This is a genomic window from Corynebacterium sp. KPL2861 (genome assembly GCF_040225475.1).
Taxonomy (GTDB): domain Bacteria; phylum Actinomycetota; class Actinomycetes; order Mycobacteriales; family Mycobacteriaceae; genus Corynebacterium.
Genome location: NZ_JBEHFW010000004.1, coordinates 105,800 through 129,316 on the forward strand (window position 1 = coordinate 105,800; position 23,517 = coordinate 129,316).

The 23,517-nt window shown below is 61.4% G+C and carries 22 protein-coding genes; 17 read left to right on the forward strand and 5 right to left on the reverse strand.

Annotated elements, in window-relative coordinates:
• The first annotated feature begins 108 nt into the window (after positions 1-108).
• The gene (arsB, locus tag ABRP84_RS04475) at positions 109-1,173 is read left to right on the forward strand and encodes an ACR3 family arsenite efflux transporter (protein ID WP_349852849.1); all 1,065 of its coding nucleotides are present in this window, start codon (positions 109-111) and stop codon (positions 1,171-1,173) included.
• On the opposite strand, the gene ABRP84_RS04480 is transcribed toward arsB, so the two are convergent.
• Positions 1,170-1,937 (reverse strand): hypothetical protein, encoded by a 768-nt coding sequence (locus ABRP84_RS04480; RefSeq protein WP_349852850.1) that lies wholly within the window; start codon positions 1,935-1,937, stop codon positions 1,170-1,172. The two genes, arsB and ABRP84_RS04480, sit on opposite strands and share 4 nt — an antisense overlap.
• Positions 1,938-2,161: 224 nt before the next feature.
• Between ABRP84_RS04480 and ABRP84_RS04485 the strand changes: the two genes are divergently transcribed.
• From ABRP84_RS04485 to ABRP84_RS04515, 7 genes are all read left to right on the forward strand, one after another.
• Positions 2,162-6,037, forward strand: coding sequence for a translation initiation factor IF-2 N-terminal domain-containing protein (locus ABRP84_RS04485; RefSeq protein WP_349852851.1), 3,876 nt, complete (start codon positions 2,162-2,164; stop codon positions 6,035-6,037).
• A 224-nt stretch (positions 6,038-6,261) separates the two neighbouring features.
• Positions 6,262-6,567 carry a 50S ribosomal protein L21 gene (rplU, locus tag ABRP84_RS04490; RefSeq protein ID WP_023023542.1) on the forward strand — a complete coding sequence of 102 codons (306 nt, stop codon included), beginning with the start codon at positions 6,262-6,264 and terminating at the stop codon, positions 6,565-6,567.
• 43 nt (positions 6,568-6,610) lie between these two features.
• Positions 6,611-6,889, forward strand: coding sequence for a 50S ribosomal protein L27 (rpmA, locus tag ABRP84_RS04495; protein ID WP_005277951.1), 279 nt, complete (start codon positions 6,611-6,613; stop codon positions 6,887-6,889).
• 172 nt (positions 6,890-7,061) lie between these two features.
• On the forward strand, positions 7,062-8,594 hold the full coding sequence (gene obgE, locus ABRP84_RS04500) for a GTPase ObgE (protein ID WP_349852852.1): 1,533 nt from the start codon (positions 7,062-7,064) through the stop codon (positions 8,592-8,594).
• A gap of 140 nt (positions 8,595-8,734) precedes the next feature.
• Complete coding sequence (gene proB, locus ABRP84_RS04505) at positions 8,735-9,967, forward strand: glutamate 5-kinase (RefSeq protein ID WP_023023537.1); 1,233 nt, start codon at positions 8,735-8,737, stop codon at positions 9,965-9,967.
• A gap of 23 nt (positions 9,968-9,990) precedes the next feature.
• Positions 9,991-10,920, forward strand: coding sequence for a D-isomer specific 2-hydroxyacid dehydrogenase family protein (locus tag ABRP84_RS04510; protein ID WP_349852853.1), 930 nt, complete (start codon positions 9,991-9,993; stop codon positions 10,918-10,920).
• A gap of 171 nt (positions 10,921-11,091) precedes the next feature.
• The gene (locus ABRP84_RS04515; RefSeq protein ID WP_349852854.1) at positions 11,092-11,766 is read left to right on the forward strand and encodes a metal-dependent transcriptional regulator; all 675 of its coding nucleotides are present in this window, start codon (positions 11,092-11,094) and stop codon (positions 11,764-11,766) included.
• Between the two features lie 26 nt (positions 11,767-11,792).
• On the opposite strand, the gene ABRP84_RS04520 is transcribed toward ABRP84_RS04515, so the two are convergent.
• Genes ABRP84_RS04520 through ABRP84_RS04535 form a run of 4 tightly spaced genes read right to left on the reverse strand, consistent with a single transcriptional unit; the run spans position 11,793 to position 15,173 of the window.
• Complete coding sequence (locus ABRP84_RS04520) at positions 11,793-12,590, reverse strand: metal ABC transporter permease (protein WP_349852855.1); 798 nt, start codon at positions 12,588-12,590, stop codon at positions 11,793-11,795.
• Complete coding sequence (locus tag ABRP84_RS04525; protein ID WP_349852856.1) at positions 12,578-13,402, reverse strand: metal ABC transporter permease; 825 nt, start codon at positions 13,400-13,402, stop codon at positions 12,578-12,580. Before ABRP84_RS04525 ends, ABRP84_RS04520 begins: the two co-directional genes overlap by 13 nt.
• Entirely contained in the window at positions 13,399-14,097 is a 699-nt protein-coding gene (locus tag ABRP84_RS04530) for a metal ABC transporter ATP-binding protein (RefSeq protein ID WP_023023527.1), read from the reverse strand. Before ABRP84_RS04530 ends, ABRP84_RS04525 begins: the two co-directional genes overlap by 4 nt.
• Positions 14,097-15,173: a metal ABC transporter substrate-binding protein gene (locus ABRP84_RS04535; protein WP_349852857.1), complete on the reverse strand. Its 1,077-nt coding sequence runs from the start codon at positions 15,171-15,173 to the stop codon at positions 14,097-14,099. The genes ABRP84_RS04530 and ABRP84_RS04535 overlap by 1 nt, the downstream gene beginning before the upstream one ends.
• Before the next feature lie 224 nt (positions 15,174-15,397).
• Between ABRP84_RS04535 and ABRP84_RS04540 the strand changes: the two genes are divergently transcribed.
• The 9 genes from ABRP84_RS04540 (at position 15,398) to holA (ending at position 23,508) form a co-directional block, all read left to right on the forward strand.
• Positions 15,398-16,666, forward strand: a complete 1,269-nt coding sequence (locus ABRP84_RS04540; RefSeq protein WP_239268691.1) for a glutamate-5-semialdehyde dehydrogenase — start codon at positions 15,398-15,400, stop codon at positions 16,664-16,666.
• Between the two features lie 73 nt (positions 16,667-16,739).
• The gene (locus ABRP84_RS04545; RefSeq protein WP_349852858.1) at positions 16,740-17,597 is read left to right on the forward strand and encodes a cutinase family protein; all 858 of its coding nucleotides are present in this window, start codon (positions 16,740-16,742) and stop codon (positions 17,595-17,597) included.
• A gap of 18 nt (positions 17,598-17,615) precedes the next feature.
• Positions 17,616-18,233 (forward strand): nicotinate-nucleotide adenylyltransferase, encoded by a 618-nt coding sequence (gene nadD, locus ABRP84_RS04550; RefSeq protein ID WP_005277988.1) that lies wholly within the window; start codon positions 17,616-17,618, stop codon positions 18,231-18,233.
• A gap of 117 nt (positions 18,234-18,350) precedes the next feature.
• Positions 18,351-18,794, forward strand: coding sequence for a ribosome silencing factor (gene rsfS / locus ABRP84_RS04555; protein WP_005277990.1), 444 nt, complete (start codon positions 18,351-18,353; stop codon positions 18,792-18,794).
• Between the two features lie 7 nt (positions 18,795-18,801).
• Positions 18,802-19,500: a histidine phosphatase family protein gene (locus ABRP84_RS04560; RefSeq protein ID WP_349852859.1), complete on the forward strand. Its 699-nt coding sequence runs from the start codon at positions 18,802-18,804 to the stop codon at positions 19,498-19,500.
• Complete coding sequence (locus ABRP84_RS04565; RefSeq protein ID WP_349852860.1) at positions 19,500-20,297, forward strand: DegV family protein; 798 nt, start codon at positions 19,500-19,502, stop codon at positions 20,295-20,297. Before ABRP84_RS04560 ends, ABRP84_RS04565 begins: the two co-directional genes overlap by 1 nt.
• Positions 20,298-20,454: 157 nt before the next feature.
• Positions 20,455-21,108 (forward strand): ComEA family DNA-binding protein, encoded by a 654-nt coding sequence (locus ABRP84_RS04570; protein ID WP_349852861.1) that lies wholly within the window; start codon positions 20,455-20,457, stop codon positions 21,106-21,108.
• Between the two features lie 20 nt (positions 21,109-21,128).
• Complete coding sequence (locus ABRP84_RS04575; RefSeq protein ID WP_349852862.1) at positions 21,129-22,532, forward strand: ComEC/Rec2 family competence protein; 1,404 nt, start codon at positions 21,129-21,131, stop codon at positions 22,530-22,532.
• Positions 22,533-22,539: 7 nt separating this feature from the next.
• The gene (gene holA / locus ABRP84_RS04580; RefSeq protein WP_349852863.1) at positions 22,540-23,508 is read left to right on the forward strand and encodes a DNA polymerase III subunit delta; all 969 of its coding nucleotides are present in this window, start codon (positions 22,540-22,542) and stop codon (positions 23,506-23,508) included.
• The last annotated feature ends 9 nt before the right edge of the window (positions 23,509-23,517 follow it).

Below are 23,517 nucleotides of genomic sequence, written 5' to 3' on the forward strand. Positions count from 1 at the left end.
CTTTAGTATATGGGCGTTTGACACACCCTTTCATATTGACAGGTATCGATATGAATGGCTACAGTGCTGCACGGTACGGTGCGACTTGGGTCAATGAAGGAGACAAGTATGGCTACCTCACAGCAGCCGCGTTTAGCTTTTCTCGATCGCTTTCTACCCCTGTGGATCATTCTAGCTATGGTCCTTGGCCTGCTCATAGGTCATTTCCTTCCAGGAATAGGGAACGCGCTCTCAGCTTTGGAAATTGGAGGTATTTCCCTCCCAATCGCTTTAGGGCTGCTGGTGATGATGTATCCACCGCTTGCTAAAGTGCGCTATGAAAAGACTCGGGAGATTGCCACTGACAGACGGCTGATGACCGTGTCGATCGTTTTAAATTGGCTTGTGGGGCCAGCATTCATGTTCGTACTGGCCTGGCTATTCTTGGCGGATCAACCTGAGTTGCGCACGGGTCTTATTATTGTCGGCCTTGCCCGCTGCATCGCTATGGTCTTGGTATGGTCAGACCTATCCTGCGGTGACCGGGAAGCCACGGCAGTACTAGTAGCAATCAACTCCGTTTTCCAAGTTGCGATGTTCGGAGTCTTGGGTTGGTTCTATTTGCAGATACTGCCAGGGTGGCTGGGCCTTGATACCACCTCTGTCGAATTTTCTTTCTGGTCCATTGTTACTTCAGTGCTCGTATTCTTAGGTATTCCGCTTTTGCTTGGGATCATCTCCCGAGTATGGGCAGAGAAGACTAAAGGGCGTGAGTGGTTTGAAAGCCGTTACCTTCCTGCCGTGTCTCCTTTGGCAATGATCGGTTTGCTGTACACAATTGTCTTACTGTTCTCCCTGCAGGGAGAACAGCTCGTGGAGCAGCCGATAGCGGTAGTTAGGGTAGCGGTGCCTCTGATGCTGTACTTTGTCGGGATGTTCTTTTTGGCTTTGGGCGTAGCTAAGGCTGTCGGAATGAACTATGCACAATCTGCTTCAGTGGCCTTTACCGCAGCGGGAAATAATTTTGAGTTAGCAATCGCGGTTTCCATTGGTACCTTTGGAGCTACCTCTGCTCAAGCATTGGCCGGTACTATCGGACCCCTTGTCGAAATTCCGGTTTTGGTTGGCCTGGTATACGTAATGCTCTGGATTGGTCCCAAGTTATTTCCTGGAGACCGGACTCTGCCGAATTAGCGCCTGCCAAATTGATATAAGCACCGCACGCCAGTAGGGGTGAGGGTGATGCGCCAGCTTTCTACTTTGGAGCGCAGCCCAATATTTTCTACCTTCACTAGCCCATGCTTTTTTAGTTCCTGGATCGCATCGGACAGGGTATTTAGCTCCACCTGCAACAGTCGGGACAAGGCCTTGGTGGTGGTTGTATTGCCCTGGACGGCCCCGGCGGTGACGAGGGCGGTGAGGATATCGAGGTGGGCATCGGCAAGCTGCATGGCACTATCTGTGACCCCTTCTAGTGGATCTTCAGCCACGATGCGCTGCATGCGGCGGCGGCCAATGCGAAAGGACTGGGAAAACATGGCCCACAATCCCAGTGGAAATGCGAACGCCGACACCGCGCCGGTTAAGATACCTTCCACGGGTGGGGCCAGGGAAATGTCCGGCAACCAGCCAGCCGCGGATAGCGGGGCCATGGCCAGCGGTAGAGCAAGTGGAATTACTGGCGCCCAATAAGCAATGGTGGGGTAATCGCCTTCGAGGTAGACATCCTGGCTAGCCCCAATGGAGCGGGGATAGTGGCGGATGAGGGGCACTAATCCGATGACCGCAAAGACCGCAAAAACGCCGGCACCCATCAGCATGTAGCTGGCCTCCGTCTGTGCAAAACCGAGGGCAAAGCCGGCCGGAACGCCGAATAAGCACGCCTCTTTCGGCGTAATCTCATTGCGCTGCCGGTACTGCGATAATGTTCGGGCGGGACGTGGTGCCAGTTCTGCCATAAGTTCAAGCGTATCATCGCCCACAGCCTGCTCGCCCCGCCAAGATTCTGTGACACAATGGAACTCACGCGCAGCGCGCGCATAATTTCATAACCCCACAAGCTTTAACGCAGTGCGTTTATCGTGGCTATTCGTGCGGCAGCGGCACAGTTCCTCTATGGGCTGTGCCTGCGCCCGAGTAGCCGGCGCACCATACAATCGAAGTACAGGAGTAAGCCCAACTGATGGCGGCACAGAACTCTCAAGAAACAACTGAAAACCTGCAGGCAGCTGCGGCTTTGGCCCAGCGGATAGACCCGAGCGAGCTAAAAGATAAAACCCGCGTATATGCCATGGCCAAAAAGCTCGGCCTATCATCACGCCAGCTGGTGGCGCAGCTTAAGGACATGGGTCTAAACAAGACCGCGCAGAGCTCTATTACCCGCGCGGAAGCCGGCGACCTCTTCGCCGCTTTAGCTCGCCATGCTAGGGGCGCGGATGCGGAGCAACCTGCGACCGCGGACGAGAGCCCAGCAGAAGCAAAGCCCGAGGGCAAGGCCAAGGCCACCAAGCGCGCTCGCCGCACCCGCAAGGCCACGAAGAAGTCCGCGCCCGCGGCAAAGAAAGAACCGGCGCAGGCCGATGCCGGGGAAGAAGCTGGCACCCCGGCTGACAACACCGCAGCCAATGCGGAAGAGGAAAAGAACCTGCGCTACCGCGTGCGCAAGAATGTGGACAATGAAATCTCCCAGATTGAAGAAAAGGTCGATGCATCGCTGGTTAAAAGCGCATTGCCGGATATAAAGCAGGCGCCGGACCGTCTGCCGGATCCTGAGCCGGCGAACGCGCCCGCGCGCGCTGAAGATGATGCCCCTGCCGACGCTGACGCTGCTGGTGCGGACGAGACGACGGGGACCGTGGATCCAGCGAAGCTGCATGAGGTGCTGGCAGAGGCCGGCGAGGACTTTGACGATGATTACTATGCACCGCGCATAGTCCCGCGCGCGGAGACCGACGACGATTCCGCCGCGTATGACTTCGCGCCGCTATTTATGCCACCGCAGCAGCAGGACGCCGCAGATCTTGGTGAGGACGATGCCGCGGACATGGCGGCGATCGCTGAAGCCGCTGATGCCGCGGATCCTGCCGAAGATGCTGAGGCCGCTGAGGCCGACGAGGCCGAGGCAGGCAATAAGGCAGCGCGCGGGGGTTCTGACAAGCGCCGCCGCGGCCGCCGCGGTACCTCCCGCGGGCGCGGCGGGAACGAGAATTCCAAGAAGGATGCGGCGGATAAGGAGCCGGAGCTTATCGATGAGCCCAAGGCCATCCGCGGCTCCACCCGCATCGAGGCGCAGAAGCGCCGCCGCGCAGAATTGCGCGAAAAGGGCCGCGAGCGCCAGCACATCGTGTCCCAGGCGGAATTTTTGGCGCGGCGCGAGGCCGTGGAACGCACCATGGTAGTGCGCGATAAGCAGCGCGAGGACGGCGCGGGCATCGTCACGCAGGTGGGCGTGCTTGAAGATGACCTCTTGGTCGAGCACTTCGTTACCACCGAGGCCCAGGCTTCCCTCATCGGCAATATCTACTTGGGCCGCGTGCAAAACGTCTTGCCGTCCATGGAGGCGGCGTTCGTGGACATCGGCCAGGGCCGCAATGGCGTGCTCTACGCCGGCGAGATTGATTGGCGCAAGACCAAATTGCATGGGCGCTCCCGGAAGGTAGAAAATACCCTGAAATCCGGCGACCAAATTTTGGTGCAGGTGGCAAAGGACCCGATTGGCCACAAGGGCGCGCGCCTGACCACCCGGATCTCCTTGGCCGGCCGCTACCTCGTCTACGTTCCAGGTGGGCGCAGCGCCGGAATTTCGCGCAAGCTGCCGGCACCAGAGCGCAAGCGCTTAAAGGACATCCTGGGCCGCGTGGTGCCAGGCGATGGCGGCGCCATCATTCGCACCGCTGCCGAAAACGTTCCCGAAGAGGCCATCGCAACCGATGTGCAGCGCCTGCATAACCGGTGGGAAGATATTTCCGCCCAGGCCAAGAAGGAAAAATCCTCCAAGGGTGCTAAGCCGGTCACGCTGTATGAAGAGCCGAATATGCTCATCAAGGTTGTCCGCGATCTCTTCAATGAAGACTTCCACCGCCTGATCGTGGATGGGAAGCGGTCCTTTAATACGGTCAATGCCTACGTGGAATCCATGGCCCCGGATCTTGCAGACCGCGTGGTGCGCTATAAGCCGAAGGACCACGGTGGCCAGGACGCCTTTGCCGCCTACCGCATTGATGAGCAGCTGCATAAGGCGCTCTCGCGCAAGGTGTGGCTGCCCTCTGGCGGCACCTTGGTCATCGACCGCACCGAGGCCATGACCGTCATCGACGTCAACACCGGCAAGTTCACCGGCTCCGGCGGCAACCTGGAAGAGACCGTGACCCGCAATAACCTGGAGGCGGCCGAAGAAATCGTGCGCCAGATGCGCCTGCGCGATCTGGGCGGCATGATCGTGGTGGACTTTATTGACATGGTCCTGCCGGAAAACCAGGATCTGGTTTTGCGCCGCCTGAAGGAGGCCTTGGGCCGCGATCGCACGCGCCACCAAGTATCCGAGGTCACTTCCCTGGGCTTGGTGCAAATGACGCGCAAGCGTTTAGGCACCGGCCTGGTAGAGACCTTTTCTACCGAGTGTGAGCACTGCCATGGCCGCGGCATCATCATCCACGAGTACCCGGTCGATGAAGCTGAAGACAACCACTCCGGCCACCATTCGCACGGTTCCTCTAAGCCGCACAAGAAGCCTGAGCACGATCCCCAGCAGCACCCAGCTGCCGTGGCCATGCACGAACACGACGATGAGGACGAGCGCGCGGAGAAGAAGGGGCAGAAGGGCCGCAAGGGCCGCAGGAATGCCACGTCCCAGCCGCAAAAGTACCGGAAGACGGATGCCCCGCTCTACGGCAACGAGGATGAGCAGTCACCGTCCCTGGAGGAGCTCGTGGCCAATGTCGTCGTAGACGATGAGTCCGCCGACTCCACGCAGAAGGCCCCACAGAAGCGCGGCGACGACGCGCGCGGACACCGTGACGAGCGCAGCCGTGGCCGCAGCGAAGACAAGCAGAAGAAGCGCCGCCGAGTGCAGAAGAAGTCTGAGGTCTCTGAAATCGAGGCCATCGCCTATGCCGCGGCGGACAACGCCGCCGAAAGCGATGAGGTCCAGGAATTTAATTCCTATGTACCCGATGGCCAAGAAGCACCGGCGAAGGAGAAAAAGCGCACCCAGCGGGGCAAGAAGCCGCGCCGGGCAACGCGGACCTCGCCCGCGTCCCGTCGCACGCAGGAGCAGCCGAACCAGCGCCAGCAGGCCGCTGAAGAAAAGGCTGAAGAGAAGAAGGCAGAAGCTTCCGATGCCCCGGAGAAGACTTCTTACGAGGAGGCAGTCGCCGAGTATGAGGCTTCTCCGCGCCGCAAGCGCCGCACGCGCGGGAATTCGCGTTCCGATAATCGCCCGCGCCCAGAGGATTTTGCCCAGCAGCAACAGGCGGAATCTGCGGAGTCCTCGGATGAGGCACGGCGTGACGATGCGACCCAGCAGGAAGGCGAGCAGCAAAATCCCCGTAGCAAGTCGCGCGGGCGCGGTAGGCGTCGTAGCGTTCGCACCCAGCCGAACTCCCGCCGGGCAAATGTGCAGGCCTCGCACCGGGCTAACGTGCAAGATGTAAAGCAGAACAACAAGCGCGGGGACACCTCGCGGACGGCGGAGCAACGCCACGAGAATATCAGTGGCGGGAAGAAGAATTCCTCGGTACAGGGAGGTCGTCGCGGCAAGCGCCGCGTGGTACGCACCAACCCAAGGGATAAGGCCACCTCGCACAACGCGGGTACGCCTACAGCTACACCTGTTCAAGGGGAGAAGGATTCCCAGAAGGCTAGTGCTCCGCAGGCCGAAACGAAGGTTATTCGCCGCGGGAAGAAGCGCGCGGTGAAAAAGACCGGGGCGCCGGCAGCAGCTGCGCGACAGGAACGTGCTGGGGAAAAGGTGCCCACTAAAGTGCCTGAGACCCCGCAAACTGGTGCTAAGGACGCGGGTCGGCGGCGGCGCCGCGTAACACGGCGGGCTACTTCCTAGGGCATCGCCACGCGGGTGCGAAGTGCGTGGTTTGTATTTTGTACCCGCGGCGGGGTAGTCTTTGACAGTCGCTGTTTAGAACACTCGGCGCTGGATCAGCCCACAATTGCCGCCCGGTGATTGCGGATATGTTCGCGCGGGGTCTGAACGCAATATGTAAGTGTCCATTCGGATGACGGCCTGGATGCCGTGTCCGAGCGAGTTTAGATAAGGGGTAACCCTCTATGTACGCGATCGTCAAGACCGGCGGCAAGCAGTACAAGGTTGCTGAAGGTGACCTCGTCAAGGTCGAGAAGATCGAGGGTGAGCCAGGCTCTGCCGTGGCTCTCACCCCGGTTCTGCTCGTCGATGGCGCCGCTGTGAAGTCCAAGGCTTCCGACTTGGAGAAGGTTTCCGTCGCTGCGGAAATCGTTGAACAGGGTAAAGGTCCAAAGATTGATATCCTGAAGTACAAGAACAAGACTGGTTACAAGAGGCGTTTGGGTCACCGCCAGCCTCAGACCACCTTGAAGATCACCGGTATCAAGTAAGCCTTAACCGGGCTGCAAATCATCCCCGAAGGAGGGAAACGACATGGCACACAAGAAGGGTGCTTCCAGCTCCAGCAACGGTCGCGATTCCGAGTCCAAGCGCCTCGGCGTCAAGCGCTTCGGTGGTCAGCAGGTTAACGCCGGCGAGATCATCGTGCGTCAGCGCGGCACCAAGTTCCACCCAGGTGAGAACGTTGGTCGCGGCGGCGACGACACCTTGTTCGCACTTGCTGCTGGCTCCGTGAAGTTCGGCATCAAGCGCGGCCGCCGGATGGTCAACATCATCCCGGCTGAAGAGGTTGCTGCAGAAGCTACTGCTTAAGCACGACCGCAGCGGTCAATCCTCGGGCAGCTTTCACTACGGGTGAGGGCGGCTCGAGGATTTTCTCGTTTTACCTCCCACTGTGCTGGCAGGGCATGGGTTGGAGTCCGAGCTTGGCTACGCATTACACTGGCTAAGACAATAGATTTAAATAAGAAGGGTGTGGCACATCATGGCACGATTTATTGACCGCGTCGTCTTGCACTTGCAGGCTGGCGACGGTGGGCATGGCTGTGTGTCTGTCCACCGCGAGAAATTCAAGCCATTGGGTGGACCAGATGGCGGCAATGGTGGCCACGGTGGCGACATCATCTTGGAAGTCTCGGAGCAGATCCATACCTTGATGGACTTCCACTACCGCCCGCATATTAAGGCCGAGCGCGGTGGCAACGGCGCCGGCGATATGCGCAATGGCGCGCGCGGTGAGGACCTGATTCTGGAGGTTCCCGCGGGTACGGTTGTGCGCACGGAAAAAGGTGAGACCTTGGCTGATCTCACCGTGCCGGGCACGCGTTTTGTTGCGGCCGAGGGCGGTTTCGGTGGCCTGGGCAACGCGGCGCTTGCGTCTAAGAACCGGAAGGCACCGGGCTTTGCGCTGCAGGGCGAGCCGGGCCAAGCTCATGATTTGGTGCTCGAGCTGAAATCCATGGCGGATGTGGGGCTTGTGGGCTTTCCTTCGGCGGGTAAGTCCTCGTTGATCTCTGTGCTCTCTGCAGCCAAGCCGAAGATTGGTGACTACCCGTTTACCACCCTGCAGCCCAACTTGGGTGTGGTGGATATGGGCGATAGCTCCTTTACCATTGCCGATGTCCCTGGCCTTATCCCTGGCGCCGCCGATGGCAAGGGCCTAGGCCTAGACTTCCTGCGCCACATCGAGCGCACGGCCGTGCTGGCCCACGTCGTTGATACCGCATCCATCGAGCCTGGCCGCGATCCGGAATCCGATATTGAGGCGCTGGAAAATGAGCTGGCTAAGTACCAGGAGGCGCTAGAAAGCGATACCGGTTTGGGTGACCTGCGCGAGCGCCCGCGCGTCATTATTTTGAATAAGGCCGATGTGCCGGAGGCGGAAGAGCTTGCGGAGTTCGTCAAGGATGACCTGAAGGAAAAGTTTGGCTGGCCGGTGTTCATCATTTCTGCGGCAGCACGCAAGGGCTTGGACCCGCTGAAATTCAAGCTCATGGAAATGGTCACCGAGCATCACAAGGCACAGCCTAAGCCGAAGCGGGATCCTTCCCATACCGTTTTTCACCCCAAGGCCCAAGCGCATAAGAAAAACACCGGCAGCTTCGCAGACTTTAGCGTGCGACCGGACCCAGAAGTGCAGGGCGGATTCATTGTGGAAGGCGAAAAGATCGAGCGCTGGATTACCCAGACCGACTTTGAAAACGATGAGGCCGTGGGTTACTTGGCGGACCGCCTGGCCAAGGCCGGCGTGGAAGACGAGCTGCACAAGCAGGGCGCGGTGGAAGGCTGTCCCGTGACCATCGGCGGCATTACATTCGAATGGGAGCCGATGACCGGCGGCGATCCAACTATGGCCAGCCGCGGCGAGGATGCCCGCCTGAAGGGCACCAACCGCGTGTCGGCAGCGGAGCGCAAGCGTGCCTCCCAAGCCCGGCGTGGCTTGGTCGATGAGCTCGACTACGGAGATGAGGAAGAGATCACCCGCGAAGGCGCTAACCGTGACCGGTGGCAGGGTTAGTTGTTAACTTCTGGCGAAGGGAAGTGGGGGCAATTCCACCGGACGATTGCCCCCAGTTCAGACGCATTATGCTGCGCACATGGGGGAAATGTGCCCCAATGAAGGGGGCGGGAGGCATAAGCTTTGTACACTATTGAGTTATGTCTTCTGATCAACAGAAAGAGCCCATTCTTCCGCTCCCCGTAGAGCCGTTTGATGGCCCTACCGCTGATACTCCGTTCCCCGAAGCCCTTGATGAAAACCCGATAGCCTCCGGGTTTGAATCCGAATTGCGCAACTCTATCGCTGAGGCCAAGCGCGTCGTTGTAAAGATTGGTTCCTCGTCGCTGACGGATGAGAATTTCCGCGTGGCGCAGGAAAAGATCGATCACATCGTTGATGCTGTCCACGCACGCATGGGACGCTCCGATGTCATCATCGTTTCCTCCGGTGCGGTTGCTGCCGGTATGGGCCCGCTCGGCCTGCACCAGCGCCCCACCGACCTGGCTACGAAGCAGGCTTCGGCGTCTGTGGGCCAGGTACACCTCGCCTATGAGTGGGGCCGTTCCTTTGCGCGTTATCAGCGCACCATCGGTCAGGTGCTGCTTACGGCCTCCGATGCCGGACACCGCGACCGCGCCCGCAACGCGCAGCGCACCATTGATCGTCTGCGCCAGCTGCGCACCATTCCCATCGTGAACGAAAACGACGCCGTTGCTACCTCTGAGATGCACTTCGGCGATAACGACCGCCTGTCGGCCTTGGTCGCCAACTTGGTGGGCGCAGACGCGCTCTTCCTGTTCTCTGACGTTGATGGCCTCTATGACAAGAATCCGGCCGAGCCGGATGCGAAGTTCATCGACGAGGTGCGCACCGGTAAGGACCTCAAGGGCGTTGTTGCCGGCGATGGCGGCAAGGTCGGCACCGGCGGCATGGCCACGAAGGTCTCCGCCGCCCGCCTGGCCACCCGCGGCGGCATTCCAGTGCTGCTCACCTCTACCGATAATATTGGGCCCGCGCTTTCCGATGCCTCCGTCGGCACCGTCTTCCACACCCGCGAGGAACGCCAGCTTTCGGCCTGGAAGTTCTGGGCACTCTACTGCGCCGATACCGGCGGAGCCGTGCGCCTGGATGAGGGTGCGAAGGAAGCCGTGACCAAGGGCGGTACCTCCTTGCTTGCCGTGGGTATTACCGATGTCCGCGGTGAATTCAACAAGGGCGAGATCATCGATATCTTGGGCCCGAAGGGCGAGGTTATCGGCCGCGGTGAGGTCCGCTTCGATTCCGAGGAATTGAACGCGATCAAGGGCATGCAGATGAGCGAGCTGCCAGAAGATAAGCGCCGCTCGGTCGTGCACGCGGATTACCTTTCCAACTTCGCCTCGCGCATCTAGCCGCGTGCCGTACGCTGGTTCCCATGAAGTATTTTATGGGACCAGAAACCTGGCAGCCGATGGTCGATGACTTAAGCGCTGCCGGCCACGAACGCGTAGAAAACCTCGAAGACGCAGAGGTCTATGTCAATACCACACCCAGCCCGCGCCGCATCCCAGAGATGCCGGCCAATATCGGCTGGGTGCAGCATTGTTTTACCGGCGTCAACCAACTCATCGATGCCGGATTGATTACCCCTGAGGGATTGCCGTGGTGCAATTCCGCCGGCGCCTTTGCCAAGCCGGTGGCCGAATGCGCCTTGGGTCTCCTGCTCTCCCAGGCCCACCAGCACAAGGCCTTTACACAGGCCGGCACCTGGTCGGTGGCCAAGGAGCTGGATGAAGCGCAGGAGTGGATCTACGACCAGCAGGGGCCGAAGAAGGTGGCGATTTTGGGCGCTGGGGGCATCGGCAAGCAGCTCATTGCCTTGCTCAAGCCCTTTGGGGTCCACATCACCGCCGTGAATCGCTCCGGCCGCCCGGTGGAGTGCGCCGACGAGGTGGTGGCCATGGATGACGCCGCGCACGTGTGGGGCGAGGCCGATGTCATTTTCTGCATCCTGCCCGCCACGGCGGAAACGGAGGGGCTTATTGATGCCGCGAAGTTCCGCGCCATGAAGCCGTCTGCGCTGTTTATTAACGTCGGGCGTGGCAGCACCGTGGTCACGGATGATTTGGTGGATGCCTTGCGCGAGGGCGAGATTGCCGGCGCCGGTTTGGAGGTTGTGGACCCAGAGCCGCTTCCCGATGACCACCCGCTGCTCTCCCTGCCCAATTGCACCATGACCCCGCACATCGGGGCAACAAAGCATGTGGCGCAGTACCACATGGGCGATATTTTCAATGCCAATGCCGCCGCGTGGGATAAGGGTGAGCCCATGCCCACCCAGGTAGATCCGGAGGCGGGATACTAGAAAGCTTAAGAGCCACGGACAGCGAAGCCTGGGTGCGTCGTGTGTGTACCGAAGAAAGGACGTACCGCCCACTGTCCGTGGCAAGTGAAATTAAAAGTTCAATGTGTTGAACTACTGCTAATTTAACACTTATCCAAGGGCAACACAAGCACGATTATTAAGATGGTGGACATGCACCTAGAAGAACTCCCTACCCGCAGCCAGGACTACCTCAAAGTTCTGTGGGACTTATCGGAGCATTCCGGCGGCGCCCCAGTGGGGCTGAAGGATGTGGCGGGGCGCCTGGATCAAAAGGTGCCTACTGCCTCAGAGGCGATTAAAAAGCTCGCCGCTCAAGGGCTGGTGGAGCATGAGCGCTATCAGGGCGTCTCATTGAGCCCTGCGGGCCGCGAGCTGGCGATGCAGATGGTGCGCCGCCACCGGCTTTTAGAAACCTTCTTGGTAGAGACCCTGGACTATTCCTGGGACGAGGTGCACGAGGACGCTGATCGCCTCGAGCACGCCTGCTCCGATCGCTTTATTGGCCGCATCGATGCGCTGCTGGGATCCCCCGACCGCGATCCGCACGGCGATCCCATTCCCGATATTGGCGGCGGGATCGAGGATCTTGGCACGCTCACGCTCGCCAGCGCCCCGCTCGATGCGCCCGTGACCGTGGAGCGCGTCTGCGATGAGGATCCTGGCCTATTGCGCTACCTCGACCGCTTTGGGGTGGAGCTGGGCAATGAGCTGCGCGTAAGCGATAGCGTGGCCGGCCTGTTGACGGTGCAGACTGAAAGCGGCGAGATGTCGCTGGCGGAGGTGGCCGCCCGCGAGATCACAGTCCGCCTGTCCTCGTCTAATTAACGCGCGGCGCCATGCCGCGCCGCACGTTAGGAAATCGCCTTATAGGTCGCAATGCTGGCGAGGTAAAAGACGCCGGCCACAATGGCGATGGTGCCGCCGGCCGAAAGGCTTAAGTGCGCGGCGATAAAAAGCCCGGCGACCGCGATGGTGATACCAATGATGCCCGCCCCGATAAGCAGCGCCTCTGGGCGCGATACCCACGGGCGCAGGCCCGCGGCCGGGGCCACGAGTAGGGCAATGGACAAGATGGTGCCGACGGCGGGGATGACGGCGGCCATCGTCAAGCAGATAAGGCCGAGCGTCAGGGCATCGTAAAGCCCGCTATGCGGGGACGTGCTGGGGTCGAAATAGGCCTGGAAGAGGCGGCGCCGGCAGGCCAATACCGCCAGCAAACAGATAATGACAAGGCCAGCCGCGACGGCGACATCGCGGTGGTTGACCGTGGTTAGCGAGCCCACCAGGAAGCTATCGACGTGCAGCGGCAGCGGCTGAAACCAGCGCAGTAGCAAAATGCCCAGCGCAAAGCCCAGGGTGAGCGTGGTGCCCGCCGCAGCGGTAGAGGATACGCCATGCACCTTACCCAGGTAATGCATGAAAATCGCCAGCGGAATGCAGACCGCCACGGAGCCGAGCATGAGCCCATCGCTTAAGTTGGCGCCCAGCGCATTGGCCACGACGACGCCGAGGACCGCGCCGGGAAAAGTGCCGTGAGAGAGGCTTTCCGCAAAAAAGACGCGGTTGCCCAGCACCATGAGCGTGCCCACCAGCCCGGAGAGGCAGCCGACCGCGATGGCTTCGAGGAATGGCAAAGTTAAGACACCCATATGCGCCTGCCTAAAAGTGCGAGCGGAACGGTCAGGGAAAGCGACAGCGCGACGATGGCCTGCGGGGAAATCTGGTGGGAGGTTACCGAAAGCATGAGCCACAGGCCTACGCATACGGCTAGCACCGCGCCGACCAGCGCCCACAGGAGCATCTGCACCGGGGTACTGGCTAAGACGCGCCCGACCAGGCCTGGTACCACGACGAAACCCAAGACGAGCAACACGCCAATGGCGGAGCTCGCGGCGACGACGATAAGGCCCACCGCTACGTTGGCGATGACATCGACTAGCCCCACGCGGATGCCGGTGGCGCGCGCGGATTCGCGGTCAAAAGCCACGGCTATTTGCGATCGCCACGTGGCCAGGATGAGCAGGGCCGCCGCTACGCACAGGATGATCGAGGGGACCATGCGGTCGGTGGTGAGATCGAGCAGGCGGCCAAACATGAGGGCCTCTAGCTGGCCGGAGCGATCCCCCACGGCGAGGCTGATGACCACGCCGATGCCATACATCAAGGTCAGCACCACCGCGGTGCCGGATTCATGATCGTGGCCATCGCTGCCGGAATTCAGGCGCGTCAAGATGAGCACGGCGACGCCCGCGGCGACGGCGGCACCGGGCAAGATGCCGGGAAAACCCGCCACGGCCAAGCCGATGACGATGCCCGGGAATACCGAGTGGACCAGCGCCTCGACGCTAAATTCCATGCGGCGCAGGTTGACCATCACGCTGACTACCGCGCCGGTCAAGGCCACGCACAACAAGAACAGGGCGGCGCGCTGCATATAGGGGGCAGTAAGCAGAAGCGTCACATGTCCCCCTGTAATACCGACGTGGCCTCCAGGTAGCGCTCGACCGCATCCTCGGTATCAAGGACCTCGCTGTGGCCGTCCACGATGAGCATTCCGGCATCGCAGGCGCGCTGCGCCAAAATGGGATCGTGGGTGGAAATGAGCAGGGCAACCCCGCTCTCCTTGAGCTTGGCGATGATCCCTAAAAGCACCTGCCTGCTATCTTGATCCAGGCCATTGAAGGGCTCGTCCATGAGTACCAGGTCCGGGTGCGCGGCCAGCGCGCGGGCAATAAAAATGCGTTGGCGCTGCCCGCCCGAGAGCTTATCCCAGCGGGTCTTCGCCTTGTCCGCCATGCCGACGAGCTCGAGCGCCTGGGTAATCTGCGGGCGCAGGCGGCGCATGCTGCCCATGCGCTCCCACCACGAGGCCTTATTGAGCAGGCCCATTTCCACGACCCGGCCGGCGGTGACGGGGAAAGTGGGATCGCAGGTGTGGTGCTGGGGGACATAGCCCAGCGTGGCCGTGCGCTGATGCTCGCCGCGCAGCGTGGCAAGGCCGGCGATGGCCTTTAAGAGCGTGGACTTACCGGCACCATTAGCCCCCAGCAGCGCGATGGCCTCACCTTCGTGGATGGTTAAGGAGACATTGTCCACGATGGTGGTGGTGCCATAGCCACAGGAGGCATGGGAAAGCTTTAGAAGCGGTGCACTCATTATGCGTTATCCAGGCTGTCTGGCAGATCGGCCGCTTCACCGTCCCAGGCTTTTACCAGGGTAGTGACGTTGTGGATGATGGAGCCGATGTAGGTGGCGCCGTCGCTATTCGGCACGCCCAAGGAATCGCCGTACAAGGCGTCTTCATCCGTAATGGCCTTGACACCTGCGGCGCGGGCGATGGCTTCGATGGACTTAGAGTTATTGGAGTTTTCCGCGAAGATGGCCTTGGCACCGGAATCGCGGACCTCCTTGGCGGCATCCTCGATGTGCGAGGAAGTAGCATCCTGTTGGTTATTGAAGTCCGTGAGCGCGGATCCGATGAACTCCACGTCATAGTCGTTGGAGAAGTAGCCGAAGGCATCGTGCGATGAAAAGAGCACGCGGTCCTGCTCAGGGACGGTCTCTAAGGACTCGGTGACCCATTTATCCAGCTCGTCGAGCTGCTTGGTGTATTTTTCACCGACTTCCTTCACGGATGGTTCCTTATCGGCCAAGGCATCCACGATGTTTTGTACCTGGATTTTGGCGTTCTTGGGGGAGGTCCACACGTGCGGGTCGTGGGTGAATTCTGGTTCCTCGCCGTCCTCGCCGGGGAAGGGCCACGGGCGAAGGTCTACCTTGTGGTTGGAATCGTCATCGCCTGCAGTGACGATGGTCTCGCCGTCGAAGCCGGAGGACTCCACGGCGTTATCGAGGAAGTGCTCGAGGTCAACGCCGTTTTTAAAGAGGAAGTCCGCATCCGCCATGGCACTCATCTGCTGCGGGGTCATCTCATGCTCGTGCGCGCTGGCATTCGGTGCCAGCAGGCAGGTGAGATCGAGGGTGGTATCACCCCCTCCCTCGGTGGTCTCCTTGCCGCTGGAATCCACCTTGTGAAGCGTCATGCCACCCTGGGCAATCTGGGTGAGGTAATCGCAAATCTGCGTGGTGGTGGCGACGGCCTTGATGGTCTGATCGTCGCCCGAACCGGAGCCCGCGTTGGAACCGCTGCCGCCGTCATTCGTGCTGCAGGCGGCGAGGGCGAGCCCGCTCAGGGTCAACATCAGGCCCAGCTTGGCCACGTTCTTTTTCATGAGTGCTCCTTTTTCAGGCTGAAACTTATCAAACAAAGAATAAGCACACCCAATTAAAAGTTTCAAGGTATTGAACAATAAGATTTGGTATTGTGAGGTTCACTGCACTTTCGGTCTAGGGTAGGGAAGTGGTTTTCTCTGCGCGGCCTGCCCAATTGAGGCAAAGCGTGAGATAAAAGGCGGGCAGCTGAAAAACTCGGGCAGGTACGTTACTGTGGTATGACATGAGCAACACTGAACGCGAAGAAGTTCTGTCCAAAGCCCGTGCTGCTAAGGACGTTGCGCCCGTAGTGGCGCAGCTGTCCACGCCGCGCAAGAATGAAATCTTGCAGCGCGCAGCCGAAAATCTTATTGCCCACACCGATGACATCCTTGCTGCCAACCAGCAGGACATTGAGGCAGGCCGCGAACGCGGCATGTCCGATTCCCTGATTGACCGCCTGACCTTGGACGCTGCCCGCGTCGAGGGCATTGCCGATGGCCTGCGCCAAGTCGCTGGCCTGCAAGACCCGGTAGGCGAGATCCTGCAGGGCCGCACCATGGATAACGGCATCCAGATGAAGCAGGTGCGCGTCCCGCTCGGTGTGATGGGCATGGTCTACGAGGCCCGCCCGAATGTCACCGTGGATGCCTTCGGCCTCGCTTTGAAATCCGGCAACGTGCCGCTGCTGCGCGGTTCTAAGTCCGCGCGCAACTCCAATACCAAGCTAGTAGAGCTCCTGCAGGACACCCTCGCAGAGTTCGATCTGCCGCGCGAGGTAGTCCAGCTCCTGCCGTGCGAGACCCACGATTCCGTCCAGGACTTGATTACCGCCCGTGGCCTAGTGGACCTAGTCATCCCTCGCGGCGGCGCCAAGCTCATCGAGGCCGTGGTTACCGGCGCTACCGTCCCGGCCATCGAGACCGGTACCGGCAATTGCCACTTCTACATCGATGCCTCGGCAGACATGGACAAGGCCATCGACATGGTCATCAACGGCAAGACCCGCCGCACCTCGGTCTGCAACTCTACGGAGTGCGTGCTTATCGATGCCGCGCTTGATGATGCCACCAAGCTGCGCATCGTCCGCGCCCTCCAAGACGCAGACGTCACCGTCCACGGTGACGTAGACGAGCTCGAGGGCTTCGGTGCCACGGACGTCGTCCAGGCTACCGAGGAGGACTGGCGCGAAGAGTCGCTGTCCATGGACATCTGTGCCAAGGTGGTTGACGGCGTTGACGCTGCCATCGCGCACATCGCGGAATTTACCACCGGCCACACCGAGGGTATCGCGGCCCAGGATGCGGACGTCTTGGTTAAGTTCGGCAACGAGGTCGATGCTGCGGCCGTCATGCTGAACGCCTCCACTGCCTTTACCGATGGTGAGGTCTACGGCATGGGTGCAGAAATCGGTATTTCCACCCAGAAGCTGCACGCCCGTGGCCCAATGGCCCTGCCTGAGCTGACCTCTTCCAAGTGGGTTCTGCAGGGCACCGGTCACGTACGCCCATAAGAACGTGCGTCTTTTTCCTCGCTCTCGCGCCGCCGCTGGTTGTGTAGCTATTGCCGCCACGGCGGCGCTTGGCATGCCTGTGCTTATACCTGTCGCGGCAGCGGGGGAGACCCATCCGCAGACCGAGACCTGCCCCGACTACGTCTTCCTTGCCGCGCGCGGCTCGGACCAAAACGAGGAACACGGGGAGTACTTTGGCCCGCAGCGCTATTCGGAACAGGGCGCGGAATCCAATGGTTATGAAGGCCCTAACCTTGCCGCGCTCTTACACTTGGTAGAACAACGCCACCCCGGCACCATGGATAATGACTACGTGCTGGCGCTGGATGCGGATGCTTATCCCGCCTCGATGAACCTGCCACCGCTGGCCCAAGAGTGCGAAAACCTGCGCCCGCTGCAGCTGATGCGTCGCCTCGGTGGGGTGTTGCTGGAACACCCCTTGCACGAGCTGGTCTTTCAGGTCACCGTCGGCTTTGTGCAGAGCCTGCGCAGCGGCATGAACAACGCGCCAGGAGTGGTGGAGAGGTACGAAGAGGAAACGGGCTGCAGCCCGCGCTATATCACCGCTGGGTATTCGCAAGGAGCCATTATCGCCACCAGCGCGGAGCGCTACCTCGCGTCCCATGACAAACTTGCCGGGGCGATCTACCTGGGCAATCCCCTGCGGCGTCCAGGCGGCATGGCCGGGCCGATTCCGCGGAAGCTCGTGCCCCACAGCGCCGCACTGCCGGCCGATCGCCGCATCGATTACTGCCTCGCCGGCGACTTTGTCTGCGACCTCAACCTGCGCAATGCCAAAGACGCCTTGGCCACTAAGGCCGCCCACCACGCTTCGTATTTCCGCGATAGCGAGGGCGATGCGGCAGTGGAACAGGACAATGCCCGCGTGGCCGATACCGTGGCTGGCTGGCTTAACTCCCCAGCAGGGTAGCGGCTATACTCTCCAGCCATGACCAATTCCCAGCGCATTGGGATCATGGGCGGCACCTTTGATCCAATCCACAATGGCCACCTGGTCGCCGCCAGCGAGGCGGCGCACCGCTTTGCCCTCGATACCGTAGTCTTTGTGCCCACCGGTCAGCCGTGGCAGAAGGCCTCCCGCGAGGTCACCGCCGCGGAGCATCGGTATTTGATGACGATGGTTGCCACGGCCTCCAACCCCCGCTTTACCGTCTCCCGCGTGGACATCGACCGCAAGGGCCCTACCTATACCATCGATACCCTGCGCGATCTGCGCGAGCTTTTTCCGGGTGCCGAGTTCTACTTCATTACCGGTGCGGATTCCCTGCAATCCATCATGAGCTGGCATAACTGGGAAGAGATGCTGGACATGGCACACTTCGTGGGCGTCACGCGCCCGGGCTACGAGCTGAGCACGGACATGCTGCCGGCCGGCTCGCGGGAAGATATCAACCTCATCGATATCCCTGCCATGGCTATTTCTTCCACAGACTGCCGCGAGCGCGCCGCCCAAAACCGGCCGGTGTGGTACCTAGTTCCGGATGGGGTGGTGCAATACATCACCAAAAATAACCTGTACTCGGCGCAGCCGGATAAACCTTTATAGTTCAAGTTTGGGCACAATCGCACCGAACGTGCAAGAATAGACAGCTAAAAGAGACTTCCTCACCAGACGCGAAAAGGGAATTTTTATACATTGTCTATTTCTGATCTCGCCCGCCGCATGGCGGCAACCGCGGCGCACGCCGCACAGGACAAGCTAGCAAGCAATATCGCAGCAATCGATGTCTCCGATGTCCTCGCCATCACCGAGGTCTTTGTGCTGGCTTCTGCCGATAATGAGCGCCAGGTCGGCTCCATCGTGGATGAGGTGGAGGACCAGATGACGGCCCAGGGCTTCGAGCCGCAGCGCCGCGAGGGCAACCGCGAAAACCGCTGGGTGCTTCTGGATTATGGCAATATCGTCATCCACGTGCAGCGCACGGACCAGCGCGAGCACTACGGGCTCGACCGCCTCTACCACGATTGCCCCTTGGTGGAGATCGAGGGCATTGAGCCGCCCGAACGCCCCGGCGATTGGACCAATGGCGTTAATCCGCGCACCGTGGATTCCATTGATGAGCTGCCATTGGCGCAAAAGGCCCCTGGCGAGGACGAGGAGCTTTAACCCCATCATGAGCCGCCGCCTGATTCTGATCCGCCACGGACAAACCACCTACAATGCCTCCGGGCGCATGCAGGGCCACTTGGATACTGAGCTTTCCGATGTCGGCTATGAACAGGCCCGCGCCGCCGCGCGCCTGCTCCGGGATCAGGGCGTGGTAAAAATCGTCGCCTCCGATTTGCAGCGCGCGCGGGAAACCGCGCGGGTGGTGGCAGAATCGCTCGGCTTGGACTTTTCTACGGACCCTCGCTTGCGCGAGACCAACCTGGGGCAGTGGCAGGGCAAGAGCTCTGCCGAAGTGGATGCCGAATTTCCCGGCGCCCGCGCCATCTGGCGCCACGATCCCACCTGGGCCCCGCCAAAAGGCGAGTCCCGCGTGGACGTGGCGCGGCGCGCGCGTCCGGTCATCGACGAGCTCATGCAGGAATTTTCCGGCTGGGATGACGGCGCCGTGCTCATCGTCGCCCACGGTGGCGCAATCTCCGCGCTCACCTGCCACCTGTTGGGCTTGGATCACGGTCAGTACGGCATTTTATCCGGTCTGAAAAACACCCACTGGTCGCAGCTGACCGCCCGCCCGGATTTCAATCCAGAAACCCCCGTGACCTCCCTGGAATTCACGCCGGAGACGGTGGCGAGCGCGCAGTGGTACTTCGACGGCTGGAATATGGGTGGCGAGGTCACCGGTGATGGAGGGGCAGATACCTAGTGACCGTTCGCGTCATTACTGACTCCTCGGCCAGCCTGCCCCCAGAGATCGCTGAAGAACTCGATATCACCGTCATTGACCTGCATGTGATGGATAGCGAGGACAAGGGCGGAAAACTGCGCACCACCTCGGGCCTGTCTTCACTCGAATTGGCCGCGGCCTACGGCCGGGAGATGGAAAAGGCGCAGGATGATGGCGTTATCGCCATCCACTTGTCCAAGGAGCTTTCGTCCACCTGGTCGGCGGCGGTGGCCGCGGCTGGGGTTTTCCCTGATACGGTGCGCGTTATCGACTCCGGCTCGGCCGGCATGGTCATGGGCGCGGCGGCGATGGCGGCTGCCACCAAGGCGGCACAGGGCGAAGCGCTGGAAGTATGCCACGCGGCGGCGCTAGATAGCATCGAGCGCGCGGCTACTTGGGTGTACCTGCATTCCACGGAGGATATGCGCCGCTCGGGCCGCATGTCTGCCGCTACCGCCATGTTGTCCACCGCGCTTTTAGCCACCAAGCCGATTATGTCCATCGTGGACGGCAAGCTGGAGCTGGTGGGAAAAACCCGCACGCAGACCAAGGCCTTTACCAAGGTGGTAGAGATCATCGCCGCCCGCGCCGCCGGAGAGCCCGCCTTCATCGCCATTCAGCACAACCAGGCCGGCGAAGCGGCAGACAAGCTGCAGGGCCTCTTGCGCGATGCCCTGCCAGAAGGCACGTCCTTTATCACCACGCCCCTAACCGAGGTGCTCGCCGTGCACGCCGGCCCCTCCGCCATTGGGGTATCTGCCGTATTTAGCTCCTAGACTCTCGCACGCACGGGCGAAGCAGGACGGCCTGTGCGCCCCCGATTGTGGATAACCACCCCGCACAGTCCGCCTAGTTGGCCCCATCAACGACTTATCCACAGCGCCTTCCTCCATAGCCTCGCAGCGCCCAGCGCCGCTTTCTAGCCTGTGAGCCATGGCGGCACCCAAAATCAGCGAACGACTCCGCGAATTTACCCAACCCACCGGCGAGGAAGAACTCCTCCACGTCGATTACCCGCGCCCGCGCGTGCGCATCAGCCGCTGGCAGGCCTGCGCGGTAGCCATCCTCGTGGTGGTGGGCGTCATTATCTGGCTGGGCCTTAGCTCCCGCAACTCGGATGAGTCCGGCATGCCCGAACCCGCGGCGATGGAAAGCACTACCGCCGAGCCCAGCGAGATCGTCGTATCCGTCGTCGGCGAGGTTGCAGCGCCTGGCCTGAAGACCCTCGAGCCCGGTGCCCGCGTCGCCGATGCCCTCGCCGCGGCCACACCCTTGCCGGAGGCGGAGACCATGACGCTCAACCAAGCGCAGCGGCTTGCCGATGGCCAGCAGCTCCACGTCCTGCCCCAAGGTGCCCCGCTTGCCGATGCCCCCAGCGCAGCACCCGCCGGCGGCGATAAGGTCAGCCTGAATTCCGCCACGGCCGCCGAACTCACGGATCTCAGCGGGGTAGGGGAGGTGACCGCGGAAGCCATCGTCTCCTTCCGCGAGGAGCGCGGGGGATTTCAGGACGTCGAAGAACTCCTCGAGGTCAGCGGGATTGGCCCGGCCAAGTTTGCCAAGCTCAAAGACAACGTGCAGCTGTAGGCTTAAGGGGCCACGCCGCGATGAAAGAACTCCGCCTGCTGCCTGGCGCCTTGACCGCGTGGGCGGCGGTCATAGCGGTCCTGGTTTTCGGGCAAGGATGGGCCGTTATGTGCATCGGCAGCGTCGTAGCGATATGCCTGCTCGCCCGGCACTGGGGCCAAGCCATTTTTTGCAGCGTGCTCGCCAGCGCCGCCGCCTTCGTTGCCGCGGTGCGGCAGGCGCGTGCGGCCGCCTTCGACTTCGGCCGCGAGATCACCGGCCGCGTGGTCACCGCGCCGACCCAAACGAGCACTGGTGGCTGGCTCATCCGGCTCGATGTCCCGGGCTATCCCGCGCAGCTTCCGGTCTTTAGCCCCGAACCGCTCAGCGCCCCAGCCGGAACGCAGGTCACGGCCGCGGTACAGCTTTTCGAGTCCGACCAACCCGGAGTGGGAACCGTGATAGCCAACGCCTCCCACCTGCGTATCGACGCGCCCCCTTCGGGCCTGGCCGGCTGGGCCGCACGGGTGGCCGATAACTTCCGCGTGGTCGTACTAGAGGCGGTAGGCCCGAGCAGCCAGGGGCTTATCCCAGGCATGGTGCTTGGCGATACCTCCCTGCAAAGCCCCGCCGAGCGCGATCTCTACATCGATACTGGGCTATCGCACCTTAGCGCAGTGTCTGGTGCCAATGTGGCCATCGTCTGTTCCTTTGCCGCCATCGTCTGCGCCGCGTGTGCGGCCGGACCGCGCACTAGGGTGGCGGTGTCCTTGGCCGCGCTAGCCACCTATGTCGTCTTGGTGGGCCTTGAACCATCGGTACAGCGCGCGGCCGTCGCCGGGGTAGTAGGTCTGCTAGCGGTGCTGCACTCTTCCACCATGGAACCCATCCACGCGCTCAGCCTCGGCATCCTCACCCTCCTTTTTGTGGATTCGGACCTCGCGGTGCACTTTGGCTTCGCGCTATCGTGCGCGGCGACTTTCGGCATCGTCATGCTGAGCCCGCTCATCTATTCCCAGCTCGCGGTCACCGGCTGGCCCGCCATCTTCCTGCGCGCTATCGCGGTGGCGATTGCCGCCGATGTCCTCACCCTGCCGCTTATCGCGCTAATGTCCGGCGAGGTATCCGTTGTCTCGGTTCTCGCCAATGTCTTAGTAGCGCCCGCCACCGCACCCATTACAGTGGTGGGGCTGCTTGCGGCCATCGCCGCGCAGCTAGGCCCCTTGAGCATCGTCGCCGCGGGGCTATTGAAACTCATCGAACCCGCGTCGTGGTGGATCAATACCATCGCCCACGGCGTGGCCAGCCTGCCCGTGGTCACCATCACCGCCCACCCGCTCTTTACGCTCCTGGGATACGGATGGGTCATCGCCGGGCTGCTCTATCACCGGCCATGGCTGACCTTGGCGGGGGTTATCGCTTGTCTGGGTGTGCTTGCCGCCTAGCGCTAAAATGATGGGCATGCCTCCTGTACACCTCATTCTCGGCGACGATGAATTCCTCACCGAACGCGCCCGCCACACCATCCACAAGGCCGCGGCCGAAGGCGAGGCCACCCGCCCTGAATTGATGACGCTCAAGGCCTCCGAGGTATCCGAGGGCGAAATCTTAGAGGCCACCAGCCCGTCGCTGTTTGGCGATAACCGCGTCATCGTCATCACGGATTGCGAACGCGCCGGGAAAGAAGTAGTCGATATCATCCTGCGCGCCTGCGCCAATCCCGCGCTGGGCATGACCATGGTGGTGGTCTATTCCGTGGCCGCGAAGACGCTGAAGAAAAAGAAGAAGGCGCCCGAGCTGGTGGCGAAGCTGCGCAAGATTGCGGAGGTGCACGAGGTCTTTTCGCTTTACCCCAATGAGCTGGGCCAGTGGGCCACCCGCGAGTTCGCCTCCCACGGCGTGCGCCCCACCCCGGATGTCGTGCACGCTGTACTCGACGGCGTCGGTTCCGACCTCCGCGAGCTTGCTTCCGCTATCTCCCAGCTCGTGGCCGATACGGGCGGCAACGTCACGCAGGAAGCGGTGCGCAATTACTACGTCGGCGTGGCCGAGGTCGCCAACTGGGACATTGCCGATGCCGCCGTCGCCGGCCGCGTCGAAGCCGCCGTCTCCACCTGCAGGCGCGCCCTCCAGCTCGGTGCTAGCCCCGTGGCCATCGCCGCGGCCTTGGCCAATAAGGTTGGCGCCGTCGCGCGCCTGTATTCTGCCCGCGGGGACCAGTACACCCTTGCCAGCCAAACCGGGCTTGCCCCGTATGTGGTGAAAATGACCCAGCCGGTGGCTAGGCGCTGGACAGCTGATGCCATCACCACCGCCGTCATCCTCGTTTCCGAACTGGACGCCGCCGTTAAAGGCCAAGGTGGTGAGCCCGAATTCGCCGTTGAGGCGGCCGTAAAACGAGTCGCGGAATTGGCACGTTAAGCTAGAGTC